The following is a 13067-nucleotide window of genomic DNA, read 5'->3' on the forward strand; positions in this document are numbered from 1 at the left end:
TGCGGTGCTGTAGAGAGTTATTTGTGGGCGTATTCATTGTAGAACTCTTATCAAAAATTAAGTTTTGATTTGGAGTGTCCCAAAATTGTCCCAGAGAGGAGTTGTCGTTTTAAGCATAAGTTGAACTTTTTTAACCATAACTTGCACTTCTGTAGTTTTCTGCCAGGCTTATGTAACTTTGTTACGAGAGTAACTAGACATGCAAAAGCGGAAAATCACTAAGTCTGCCGTTACCAACATCTTCAGGTTTGTCTCATACAACAAGCTGGAGCCTATCACCATCGAGGGTTACAACGAATTCATCGCTTGCCACTACTTTGAATTCTCCTCTTTAGTTATCGATTTTGAAGCTCAACCGCAAAAGTTTGCATTTCCAATAGAAGACAGAACCCGCCCCCTCATCTATACCCCTGATTTTTGGGTTAGACTACATAATCAGCAGGAAGTCTATTTCGAAATTAAACCCCATGACATAACCCTCACAGACAAGTTTAGTCAGAAGTGGGAGATGTTACAAAAGCAGTTTGTTGAAAGAGAGCTGCGTTTAGAACTGGTGACAGACCTGCAACTAACACGGGGGAAGATGGCTGAGAATCTGAAACTGGTTCACCGGTATATGAACCGCGAACCCAATACAGCTGAACAAGAAAACATTCTAAAACTCATATCTAACTCACAGCTATCGGTAAGCAGCTTATCTGAGCAACTTCAACTGCAAGAAATTATAATAATTCCATACTTACTCAATCTAGTCGCCAAAAAACAGCTATCTTTCCCGCTTTATGCGCCGTTAGACATCAATACAGTATTTCATAAGCCACTGCCTTTAATTGAGTGCAGAATGGGTAAAGTCTTTGAGCAAATATTACCCGTGCCTGATCATATTACTCATGACGAATTTAAAGAGGCTTTTCGTAAAGAGGTAAAGCAGCGTTTAGACGAAGTTGATTCCTATGAGCACTTAGATGCCTTGCCAGAAAGAGAACGTGAGCAGGCCATATTTCGCTGGAAAGTACTGAGTAAAGTTGGCGAGTTATGTAACGGAGTGCTTTCAAATCAACGCCTTGCTGCAATTTATAAAGAACTCGAATCAGAATTTGCGGAAAAAACGCCATCTATATCTTCCATTAAACGTTGGGCAAAAATATATGAAGAGTCAGGCCGTTCAATAAAGGCATTGTCTCCCAATATCAGTGGACGTGGCAATAAAGCACATAGGTTATCCACAGAGATGGAAGAGCTCATTCAACAAGCTCTGGATCGAATTAAAGACACCAAATCAGGTGCCGTATCCAGTGCCTACAGTTATCTACAGCATCTAGTCTTCCAATTTAATCAAAGGTCTGGTTTGGCACTCAAGGCACCATCAATTCAGACCCTTTGGGCGCGTTTTAAGAAAATCTCACCTTATGAAATGGCAGTAAAATGCAGAGGTAAATTTAAGGCAAACAAAGAATTCAAACACATTGCTGAGATGATAAAAACAAATCGCCTTCTAGAAAGAGTCGAAATTGACCATACCCAGCTCGATTTTTTTGTTGTCGAAAAGGAAAGTTTTATTCCGCTTGGAAGGCCTTGGGTCACAACACTTTGTGATGTGCATTCCCGCTCTGTACTCGGCTTTTATATCGGGTTCACACCGCCAAGTTTTGTGTCTGCGGCAAGGGCTTTGAAGCATGCTCTTTTACCCAAAGATTATGTGTTAATTAGATATCCTGATATTAAGAATCCTTGGTTATGCTTCGGAAAGCCCGAGTTCATCGTATCCGACAATGGGAAAGAATTCGATGACATAGACTTCAAGTTAGTACTCGGCAAGCTACTTATGAATGCAGGCAAGAATCCAACTGCAACCCCCTATCTTAAACCGATAGTAGAGCGTTACTTTGGAAAGAAAAACTCGGAGTTACTTCGTGCACATCCTGGACATACCTTAGCAACATTAAAGCGCTCTAAGGACTATGACCCAGCGAAAAATGCTGTAGTTGATATGGATAGACTCCTACATATTGTTCACATTTGGATTTGTGATATCTACCACGCAGGCCCTAACTCTAGGCGTGACCACATCCCGAATCTTAAGTGGGTCAAAGCCTTCGAGCGATTTGCTCCGGTCCAAAATGATTATGATCCTGAAGATTTAAACCTGCTCTTCTGTCGGACCTTTACCGGTCAGTTGAGACGAGATGGAGTGGTGTTTAAACGCCTCCATTACTCCTGCGATGCGTCAGCTGAACTACGGGGGAGAGTCGGTGATCATCGAGTAACATACAAAATAGATCCAGAAAATCTGGGCTATATGTATATTTCCAACCAACTAACTAAGTCTTTTCTTAAAGTTCCAGCAGTTAAATTCGAGTATGCATCTTCAGTAACCCTCCATCAGCATAAAATCAACTGTATCGTTGCCCGTAAAACCGTTGGGGACAAGTATTGCGAGGAGGATATTATCGAAGCAAAAAGCCGAATTCATTTGTTGATTGAGGAAGCCTTCCTAGCAAAAATTCAGTCCAAACGACGGACAGGCAGTACTTCGAAAGCAGCCAGGTACGTAGAGGATTCAGAACGGGCAAAATCTTTGGCCACTGAGCAGCATAATGAGAATTTGGTCCCACTTATCAACGCCAAAAATGAAGAAAAATCAGATCAGAGAGTAATTAAACCCATAGATACAACTGGTTGGGAGTTACTTTAAAATGGTAGCGAAATTCACCGAAGAGGAAATCAAAGACAAGCTGCTCCGTTTCCGTTCAGCGTTCATAGGTAGCCCTTATCTTAAAGCAGTTCTTAAAGAACTAGATGAGTGTCGGGAATTATCAAAACTTGGTGGTGATCCTGAATGCATGATTGTTACCGGTGATACTGGGGCTGGCAAAACATCACTTATCAATAAGTACCTAGAGTTAAATGCAAGGAAAGATTCTTACGAAGGTACTGTTATTCCTGTGCTTTCTACCACATTGCCTGGTGAAGCCAACTCCGTCGCACTCTTTCAACAAATTCTAACTGATCTCGGCCATCCATACCCATTTGAATCAAACAACGAGGTACAACTACGTAAGCAAATCAAGGATCTTGCGCGTAACTGCCGATTAGAACTCATCATTGTCGACGAATTCCAACACTTGATTGAGAGAAAAAGTCTGAAAATACTCAAGGAAACTGCAAATTCCATTAAAAGCCTGATCGTCGATACCAAAATTCCAATGGCGCTTTTTGGTATGCCGTACAGTTCTGTGATTTTAGATAGTGTCAGCCAGTTAGCTAGTCGCTTCGAGCGCCGAAGAGTGCTTAGCCCATTTCGTATCAGTACTGATGATGAGCAAGACAAATACTTAGCTTTGTTATCATTTTTTGAAGGCCTAATGGATTTACCTGAGCCATCAAACTTCACGTCTGAAGATATGTTTCGTCGGTTGTATGCATATTCGAGTGGTAACCTTAAAAAGTTAAAGAATTTACTCAATGCGGCTTATAAAGCCGCGCTCGAAAACGGCGAACTTCATGTAAGTAAACAAATATTTGCCGAAGAAGCAAGTTCCCGCAACTCTGAACTCACAAAAGACAACAACCCATTTTTGCTGCCTATGGATAAGTTAAAAGTTATAGAGCCGGGAAAATATGTGGGCTGGGATGACTATACCTGCGGAAAAGGAGTCAATGTTGGTATTAAGGACAATCCAAAGGTACTTACCTTTTCGGATGTGTTTTAACTAATTTCTTTTCGCTAGCTTTAAATGTCCAAGGGAAGCGCATGGTCAGGCTCGAAGCTATTCCACCAACCTAACGCTAGATCAGCAGCATCATATAAAAATTTAGACTCAGAACTGAGTTTTATCATGGGGACAATTAACCATAAATCTTTACGATTAACTTCTTTAGTAAAGCCCTTTTTAATGAGCAAGGCTCTCACTTCAGGTGTCAATTTAGACAAGTCGCTAAAGTATCTCATCTCTATTTTTTCAGCATAATTACTTTTACTATGCCTGTTTGCATGCTTACTCTCATTTGCTACATCAATAAATGCTGCGACTACAGGATTAGTGAAACGAACCCAGTTAACAAAGTCTGTTTCTCTTCTACTTTCCCACTCAGGGTGCTCCACTAACTTAAGATGGAACATCCAACTGGCAATAGAGGCGATAGTTATTGAAAAATTAATTATGTGGTCATTTATAACAATCGGATCTGTACTTTTTTTGATCAAAACTAGCTCGCGAGCAGCCTTTTCAAGCATATATTTTTCATCAAATCCAGTACCACCAAATAAATTTTGAGCAGATGTTCCATCCATATACTGAACCATATCACTTAATAAGTTAAAGCACTTTATAAATCAAAATACAAAAAGCTGAAATCGCTCACATTGCTTTATTTCAAGCTGAACATGAATGAACCGTTTTTCGTTTTTATATGTGTAAAGTCCACCAATTCTTTTAAAGGAATTGGTGATTTCTCCATATATCAAAGGTAACTTGTAAATAATTTGTATTTCTTAAATTCTTCATACTTGATCAGGTCCAGACTATCTTCATAGAAAGGTGTGGACATCGCTCTTCTATAAAAATCCATGTGCGAATCTCGGACATCCTCAGCTGATGCTTGAATTATTCTCGTATAAACATTCTCTGAGTCAGTAAATCCATCTTTATTAAACTTAATGTCACATATACAAAATGAGGTTGTGCTTCCTGGATGATGAACCGTAATTTTAAAATCGCTTCCGATAGCAACTCTGTTACTACCCGCGAGCAACACAAAAGGGCAGGCACTTTCACAATTTGACGCGATTTTTGAGGAAAGATCTTTTCCTGTCACTTTTATACGATCTGACATGCAAGTGTCTAGACCTTCACCTCTAATTTTATTGGCTATTTTCTCAGCACCATTTAACTCACCTCCGTTCGACATAAAGCATACTAAATTTGGGTGCTCTTTATTTTCCAAAAGAAAATTCTCAAAGGCTTCAAACATGCCTTCTCCTATAGAGCCCGCGAGAATGATTGCAGCCTTGCATGTAGCATTATCGATGTCTTTTCCGTCATCCTTCAATGCACAAGCTTCACCCAAAAAGACTTTCTCCAATTGAAGCTCGTCATTTGCGATCTTAGAGGTATATATTTTTTGATAATAATATGTGCATAACGTACCTGATATAAATATTACCGCCAGAACAACAGCTACCATAAAAAAAACATTAACAAATTTAAACTTTTTTGAAAAATAGCCAGACATAAAATACCCATATTAGAAAACACAGTCCCAATATACTCAATTCGATTAACATGTTCAATATTTGAGAACAAAAATTTGTATCAATTAAGAAAACATTTCAATTGACTTCGACACTGGTTTATCAAATCTGTCCATTTGATTTTTCGCTGCATAAGTGAGCTAGATGGAACGCAACTTATCACACATCCTGTACTGTTGACTGTTATCTTCTCAGTCTAAGAATTAAGAATAATATAAGTAGCGTCCACCAGAGGAAATATATTCAGCATCATGTACAAGTCATAATGGAGCTCAATTGCATCTCGTTAAATGAGTCAACGCCTAAAGCTTCTAGATCATTTAAAGTATTTTGGATAGCCTGTTCGGCAAACTGTCCAGTAACTTTCCATGATGACTCATACCTGACATAGCTCCCGTTTGGGTTTCGTTGTGCTGATAGCCAATTAAACGATCCTTCTGTGATTTCGCTCCGGCCAACAATTAAGGTTTTGGAGTGGAGATTTTGAACCTTACAGACTTTGGCACCAACGTCTTTGAGCAAGTTAATAGCCTCTTCAGCACCATGGTTACTATTTTGTATTGATAACTCACCATCAATGATTATCCATACTTTCGCTTTACGCTTTTGAACAGCGCTGTGTACCAGCTCCTCAAGTCTATCATCCTCAATTGCTCTCAATGTGATCCAAGGCGAGACGATAACAACCGGTGTAATGGACGATGCACTCAAAAGCGCATTTCGTAAAAGTGTGCGATGCCCCTCAAGAGTTGCGATGCGCTCTGCACCTATCCGCAGAGGCGCAGAGATATGGTGACTTACGTTTATATCAGTAAGCTCGTTATTTTGGTCTGCAAATAGGCAACTCCCTAGAATCGATGAAGGTGTTTGACCTCTATCTCTGAACAGACGCATGTCACCTATAACGACAAATGCATCTTTAGCACGCGAAACGGCGACATTTAGCATGTTCGGCTTTTGATCGAAGAACGCCTCATTCATAAAATCGGCGTTGTAAGTAGGCGAGAAAATAACGATGGGTTTTTCATCGCCCTGAAGCTTATGAACTGTACCAGCAGTAACTCTATCAAATCGCCCCCCATATCGCTTCAGCATCTTTTGGATTGCTTCTTCTTGGGCTCTAAATGGTGTGACTACGGCTACAATATTTTCAATCGGCATTTGATAGCGAGCTATCCAACTGTCCGCATTCTCAAATATCCATTGAGCAATTGTCTGAACTTCAATGTCATTGCTTCTGCTATTATCTTCGTGCTTCGTGACGCCAGTTACATGAGCCCACATCATTGGGCGCAAAGGTGATTCGGAAAAGAGTTCTTTGCGAAGTGGGTTTAAGCGACCTCGGTATACTAGCTTGTTGCAGAAATCAATGATGTCTTTGCGGCATCTACGATGTTCGGTAAGAAATATGCTTGGAGTATCCTCTTGTCCTGCAGATATTGCATAAGTAGCTCCTTGCGCTAAAAGCATCACACTGCCTTGTATCGCGCTTGAGCGAGACGAACTTACTGAATGAGGCGTTATCGGGTCTGAGTCGTTCCACAGTTGCCCTAAACCTTGCCGGATTGCATTTCCATGGTCGTTACCTCTGGAGATTTTGACGACTGGTTCTATCTGATAAATATCACCTACAACGAGAGCTTTTCGAGCTAGAGCAAATGCTGCGGCTCCAACATGAGGAGCAACTTGGCCAGACTCATCCATAATAAGTAGGTCGATGTAGTCATAAAGGTAATTTTTCTTAAACTCATCGGAGCCTGATTTACTGATGAAATGAAAAATATTTGCGATAGAGTTTGCAGTTGTAACCAGACAAGGGGTGAGCATACACCATCGACGAAACCTTGCTTTAACAGCCTCTTCACCATTATTGTTGTTCGTTACGCCACTTTGAACATCCTCTGCATCAATAATCCATCTCCCCTCCCAATAGCGCATAGCTAGCTGAAACGCCATATGTCGCCAACTGATGTCGAGAAGATTATCAATGCTGTTGAGACTTGGGACTTCATTATCTATTAAAAAGTCCAGATTTGGCTTACAAAACCGCTCATCAATAAGCTCAATCAATTTTGAATGAGTTATTTTTAACTGCTGTTTTGCCTCTTGGTAAGCAACGTCTTTATCTTCTAACTCTTTTAGTCGAGTAGTTTTATTATTTATCGCTTGCTCTACAACTTTCGCTGCGAGCTTACTTTTCTTCTCCGCCTCTAAAAGCACGACCCTTGCTGAATCAAAGGCTTGTTTCGCTATGAGCTCTTCTCTGCTCAGCTCTTTATTCAATACAGCAAGTTCTGATGTCGCATTATTGATAACATCCTGGGCTTTGTTAATTAACGCTTGATTATCTGAACGGGTAAGGACATCAGCGAACATCTCTCTGAGTTTTGAGTCTTGAGAGACGACATCAAAAACTCTTGAGGCTTTGTTTGAAGCAAACAAATATTTAGTGAGGTTAAAAGCATCAGCTACATGCTCTAATAGCCCATCTGGAACTAATGCTTTCTTCACTTTTGACGCTAAACATAGTTTTTCGGTAATCAATGCCTCTTGCTGCTCGAAGCGTTCTTTCGCTAATTGACGTTTTTTTTCTCCTTCAACTTTCTCAATGTCTAGACGCACGCATGCTTCAGCCATGAGCAATTTGGCCTCCAGCGCTTTGTGTTGGGCCGCTTTAATAGCCTCGCTTAGCCTATCAGACTCATGTTGAACAAATTCTGACCGACTGACGCCATTTGTTGTGTCACCCCACCATTTGTTAAGCTCTTCATACCGTAAAACAACATTTTTTATATCGCTTATTCTTTTATAAGCTGTTTGTATGTTTTTCCTGAGGTTGTCTAATGCGTCCTCTAGCGTTTCCACGTTTTGCTGAGGATAGCTCTTGGCATAAAACGCTAACCAATTAACTCTGGCTCTCTCGACAAAAACTTCATCCATCTCGCGTTCAGGGAATCCATCCCATGGGTTCTTTGGCTTACCTTTCTGTTGCTTTCTGAAAGCTATTTTATGACCATTACTTAGCGCGAGATTTGTGTTCTCTTCATTTGTTGGAAAATACAACCCATAAGAGTCGCAATCCTCAATCCAGCGTGAGGCCCATATCAAATGCTCACTAGAAAGGTTTTGATGCCGAATGTCATTTAGGCTTCGAACAATATTCATTACAGCCCGGTTGTTTGTGGATGTCCCGACGATAACTGAAGGCTCACCTCCTGCAATAGCTGCTTTGATTACCTCGGTGGCAATGACACTATGCAGTAATGTTGTTTTACCCGTTCCAGGAGGACCACTGACAGCCAGTACTTCGCCATATTGATGTCGACTAAATGCAACTAGGGCATCAGCTTGATTCGGGGCTAATCCGTAGCTGCTGCTCATCATGCCTCGTATTGAATCCAGTTGGTTGACACGAAGTGATTGATCAACCGTGAACTTATCAGAGCGGCCATAACAAATTCGCTCTAGTAATTTGGGAGTGGATTTAAGCTCCCAAAGGTCATCATACAAACGCATTAAGGCAAGTGAATAGTTATCGGTTGAAACTGCGATATCAATTAGAGCATCATCAAGAGACACAAAATTATCTAGGGAATGACCTCCAATAATAGTTTTAGCAAGCGTATCGCACTGCTTAATATACTCAGCCCAAGATAGACCTTCTAAAGGATTTTTGCTGAGCCATTCATCTTGAACGGACACATCACTTAACAATAACTCAGTACCGTCTGCATGTTGGCTTGGGCGTAAATACTGACGCCCTATCCAAGGTGAGGACTGTTCGTTCCTGACAAGCTCTCCAGAAGGCTGAAGAAGTGCAGGAATATGTAAGATATAGACTGACTCTTGATCCTTACCACGTATTTGGCCATGTTCATGGACTGGCGAAAAACCGTGACTCAAAATAATGACCGGAACGGCTTCAATGGCTGCAGCGGTCGTTTTAAAACGCTGATCCTTTGAATCCTCTTTATGCTTTACCCACTTGGCCTGCAACTTTTCAACGTCTTCAGGGTTTAAAATCCCTGATTTCAATTGCTTGATGGGCACACGCACTGGAAACGTTAATCCTTTCAATCCAGCCAGCGCTTCATCAGCTAATGAATTACGCCAATATTTAATCAGTTGCTTTAATTGAAAGTCCGGATAAATCATATGTCCCTATACAGATGAAGCAAGAAACCTTCATCACAAAATTAAAATTTCCCTACTATTTAAACACACAACTAGCATCCTAGGTCAAGCAAAATGACTTTTAAAACAGTTAGACAATAGCAATCACTAAATAGGCTCGAGGCGGAATTTTTCCGCGTTGATTATATAATGATCCGCGATGTGATACGCTTCACACTTAGAATTAAATATTTTTAAAATCAAAGCATTACAGGTCGACGCAAGGCTCTAGCAGTAAGCAGTAAGCAGTAAGCAGTAAGCAGTAAGCAGTAAGCAGTAAGCAGTAAGCAGTAAAAAGGAAACTTAGACATATCAGCTAACTAAAGCATCTATAAGGCACTCATTTATAAAAATAAACTATGGTTACTTGTCCTAGAGTAGGTTACTCACACTGAATTACCGATGCCAGCTAAGTGCTCTTACAACGCCAATACTACCTAATTTTTAATACAAAATTATCTGAAGCTATGGAGATACTGAAGGATAGTACGTTTTAAATATCTATACCCATAAAAACTTATAACGTCCTGTTGAAGTCTTTAAGGAAACCAGATAGGTTGGTTTGCGAGTTACGATCATAAATGATGGAGACTGTGTAAATCTCAGGCACTAAACTCCTCCCGATAAATGGACCTTAAAAGCAGGAAACTTTATGTCAAATGTCAATTTGGACGCGTTGATTCCAAGAGAAGATTTCGAAGTTATAGATAACACCAGTAATGCATCCTCTTTCAACCAGAATGTAGGCGTTAAAGATCTAGAGCGTGGAGAGTTTTTTTATGCGGGCTTAAGAAAGCCAGATTTTCAGCGGGAAACCTCAGATTGGAGTGATGAGCAGATTTGTGAATTCATTAAGAGCTTTATTGAAGGAGATTTGATTCCTGCAGTTATTCTTTGGAATTCTGGACCATATAATTTTGTTATTGATGGAGCACATAGGCTTGGTGCCCTGATCGCTTGGATTAACGATGACTATGGTGATGGAACCATATCACAAAAATTTTACAACAATGAGATAGATGAAGAGCAAAAAGAAGCAGCCAAGAGAACTAGAGAGAAAATACAAAAAACTGTTAAATCATATAGTGAATATAAAAAGGCCATTTTGAATCACATTGATGGCGATCAAGATATGCTCCGAAAAGCCTTAAGTCTTGGCAGAACGTCGATCCAGCTACAATGGGTAACCGGTGGCTCAAAAAAAGCTGAGGAGTCATTTTTCAAAATAAACCAAAAAGCTTCAAAAATTAATGATACAGAAATTGAATTGTTAAGATCTAGGCGGAAGTCATTTGCTATAGCATCAAGAGCAATCATTCGAGCAGGAAACGGTCACCAATATTGGTCTAAATTTTCTCCAGAAAAGATGGAAGAAATCGAGAATTTAGCTAAAGAAATTCATGAGTTAATTTTTCATCCAAAAGTATCAGGCCCAGTTAAGACTTTAGATCTACCATTAATAAAAAAACACAACTCGCCACAAACCAATAGTTTTATTTTTGATTTAGTAAAGAAATGCAACAGGCTAACCGGAGACACTTATAAAATTGAAGACGATAGTGATGGAGAAGAAACTATCAGAAATTTAAAAAGCGTAATAAAGTTTCTACGGTTAGTCAATTCGTCTCACGCTTCATCTTTAGGGCTGCATCCTCTTGTGTATTTTTATAATAAGCGAGGAAATCAGATTTACTCAGCGGTATTGGCGTGGATAGACGTAATCGCAGAAATCAACAAGTCAAAACAATCCATAAATTCATTTCTTCACATTAGAAATCGGTTTGAGTTATTTTTATTAAAATACAAACATTTCATTGCTGGAATTAATGCGAAATATGGCAGCGGCTTAAAAAGCAACAAACATATAAGTAGCATGATTTTGCTGACAATAAAATTGATGCAAAGAAATGAGAGCGATGATTCCATTGTTGAACAAATTATTTCTAGTTATTCATTTTTACCTCGTAATGATGATGTCGAAATAGCGTCAAGTAGATTTTCTGGCGATGTCAAATCTCAGATTTATATCCAAGATGCACTCCCCAAGACATCAACATGCGCGCATTGTCATGGATTCATACACAGCAACTCAATATCATTTGACCATATTCAAAGAGTTAGAGACGGTGGCAAAGGTGCTCCATCGAATGGCTCTCTTATGCATCCTTTTTGCAATACTGGGGCAAAAAGTTAAATAATTTTTCTCCAATAATTCAGTTTATTTTTACTATGAAATCACTAGTATCAACTTTCATTTTAGACACCATGAAACGTATATATTCAAATTTATTTCTTTGGCATGAACCATGTTGGAATCTGTAACATTAATTATCAGCGTACGTTTTATATAAAAATGAATAATTAAATTTTTTTCTAAGCCAAAAATTTTAGAATTATTGTATTTAAGACATTAGCTTCCGTTAATTTTAGAGCTTATATGATTATAAGAAATCACATTAAAATGTTCCCTTTAGAGTACTGCGCTGCAAGGTTTCTTCGCCAATGGGAGTTGCGAGAGGAAAAACTATACGTGTCAATTTCGTGTAATCCTTCAGCTCTTAACGTTACTGAAGCGCTAAGCTATTTTCAGGTTGCAAGAAACTTCAAAGGATTAAATACAGGGATATTTGTTCAGAATAAGATCCTGACAGCTTTAATTAATGTCAAAGGAAACTCTTCACTCGCAACACCGCAATCAAAAGTCATTGATTTAGCAAAAGCATTTGAAGAACATTTTTCTCAATACAATATATCATCTGCGTCAAAATTACTTTGGCTTTCATACAGAGATCCTTACGTTATATATGATAAACGTGCTGTTAATACTCTTAGAAAATTAGGCCATAAAAACATAGGAAAGGACTATCTAAAGTACTTTGAAGCTTGGAAAATCGAGTTTTTAAATTTGGAAACGTCAATAGAGGATGCTATTATAAATCTTAAATATGGAAGAAGTTTTATGCCATATACAAATTTATCGGATACTGAAATTGAACTCTTAGCAAAAAAACAATGGTTCAAAGAGCGTGTCTTCGATATTTTCTTATGGGAACTAAATGGGAAAATCTTACAAGACGTTCCAGCAATGAGCTCTTCGGCCACTGAATAGTTTTTATGTCGTCATTTCCTGAATTTTCCACACTGAAGTTAGATTACCAAGAGCAGAAAGCACTTTTTTCATAACGCCTTTGTATTTAACTGAGGAATGAAAGGCATGGTGTGGGCTTCTCTGTCTGGAGCATTTTGTATGGTCCTCCTTATAGTGATGAGGTATCTTATCCAGAAATCATCCATAGCTACAAGATCAAATCCGCCAGCGAGAGAGTCTTGTGATGCCACAAGGTCACACTACACCTCACCTGTATAGAATGGCGTTGTTAAATACCTGAAGCAATTGTCAAAAAAAATGAAATACATCGCTCTCGTTTACGGCGAATTGTTGCATTGGCATCTTCATGTCCAGCTTGCTTAGCTTGTTAATAACCACATCTCCCAGTTGGATACAAAACACTTTTGATCATTAATATAGAGCCTGAATTATCGTTATCTCCCTGCTTCCCCTTTCAACTGACATATGTGTACCACTACCTCTCTCGTCGTCGCTAATGTAAATATTGAATTAAGCGATAGGCGGTCTATG

General features: G+C 39.3%; 7 protein-coding genes. 4 read left to right on the forward strand and 3 right to left on the reverse strand.

Annotation, left to right across the window (positions count from 1 at the left end; genetic code table 11):
* Nucleotides 1-199 precede the first annotated feature (199 nt).
* Together LSG34_RS06470 and LSG34_RS06475 are read left to right on the forward strand one after the other, a co-directional pair.
* A complete protein-coding gene (locus tag LSG34_RS06470) occupies nt 200-2695 on the forward strand; it encodes a TnsA endonuclease N-terminal domain-containing protein (RefSeq protein ID WP_233008014.1) in 2496 nt (831 codons plus the stop codon).
* A 1-nt stretch (nt 2696) separates the two neighbouring features.
* On the forward strand, nt 2697-3713 hold the full coding sequence (locus LSG34_RS06475; protein ID WP_233008015.1) for a TniB family NTP-binding protein: 1017 nt from the start codon (nt 2697-2699) through the stop codon (nt 3711-3713).
* 20 nt (nt 3714-3733) lie between these two features.
* Here the strand turns inward: LSG34_RS06475 and LSG34_RS06480 are convergent, their stop codons facing one another.
* The 3 genes from LSG34_RS06480 to LSG34_RS06490 form a co-directional block, all read right to left on the reverse strand.
* Nucleotides 3734-4294, reverse strand: coding sequence for a hypothetical protein (locus tag LSG34_RS06480; protein ID WP_233008016.1), 561 nt, complete (start codon nt 4292-4294; stop codon nt 3734-3736).
* A 170-nt stretch (nt 4295-4464) separates the two neighbouring features.
* Complete coding sequence (locus LSG34_RS06485) at nt 4465-5235, reverse strand: hypothetical protein (RefSeq protein WP_233008017.1); 771 nt, start codon at nt 5233-5235, stop codon at nt 4465-4467.
* Nucleotides 5236-5503: 268 nt separating this feature from the next.
* Nucleotides 5504-9409: an AAA domain-containing protein gene (locus LSG34_RS06490; RefSeq protein ID WP_233008018.1), complete on the reverse strand. Its 3906-nt coding sequence runs from the start codon at nt 9407-9409 to the stop codon at nt 5504-5506.
* A gap of 670 nt (nt 9410-10079) precedes the next feature.
* Here LSG34_RS06490 and LSG34_RS06495 point away from each other — a divergent pair.
* Together LSG34_RS06495 and LSG34_RS06500 are read left to right on the forward strand one after the other, a co-directional pair.
* Nucleotides 10080-11621 carry an HNH endonuclease gene (locus tag LSG34_RS06495; RefSeq protein ID WP_233008019.1) on the forward strand — a complete coding sequence of 514 codons (1542 nt, stop codon included), beginning with the start codon at nt 10080-10082 and terminating at the stop codon, nt 11619-11621.
* Between the two features lie 267 nt (nt 11622-11888).
* Nucleotides 11889-12536, forward strand: a complete 648-nt coding sequence (locus LSG34_RS06500; RefSeq protein WP_233008020.1) for a hypothetical protein — start codon at nt 11889-11891, stop codon at nt 12534-12536.
* Nucleotides 12537-13067: the final 531 nt, after the last annotated feature.

Source organism: Rheinheimera faecalis, assembly GCF_021290965.1.
Taxonomy (GTDB): Bacteria; Pseudomonadota; Gammaproteobacteria; order Enterobacterales; family Alteromonadaceae; genus Pararheinheimera; species Pararheinheimera faecalis.

What these genes read in the sequence shown, in the direction of transcription:
- LSG34_RS06470 (WP_233008014.1), top strand. Translation starts at nt 200, where the DNA reads ATGCAAAAGCGGAAAATCACTAAGTCTGCCGTTACCAACATCTTCAGG.
- LSG34_RS06475 (WP_233008015.1), top strand. Translation starts at nt 2,697, where the DNA reads ATGGTAGCGAAATTCACCGAAGAGGAAATCAAAGACAAGCTGCTCCGT.
- LSG34_RS06480 (WP_233008016.1), bottom strand. Translation starts at nt 4,294, where the DNA reads ATGGATGGAACATCTGCTCAAAATTTATTTGGTGGTACTGGATTTGAT.
- LSG34_RS06485 (WP_233008017.1), bottom strand. Translation starts at nt 5,235, where the DNA reads ATGTCTGGCTATTTTTCAAAAAAGTTTAAATTTGTTAATGTTTTTTTT.
- LSG34_RS06490 (WP_233008018.1), bottom strand. Translation starts at nt 9,409, where the DNA reads ATGATTTATCCGGACTTTCAATTAAAGCAACTGATTAAATATTGGCGT.
- LSG34_RS06495 (WP_233008019.1), top strand. Translation starts at nt 10,080, where the DNA reads ATGTCAAATGTCAATTTGGACGCGTTGATTCCAAGAGAAGATTTCGAA.
- LSG34_RS06500 (WP_233008020.1), top strand. Translation starts at nt 11,889, where the DNA reads ATGTTCCCTTTAGAGTACTGCGCTGCAAGGTTTCTTCGCCAATGGGAG.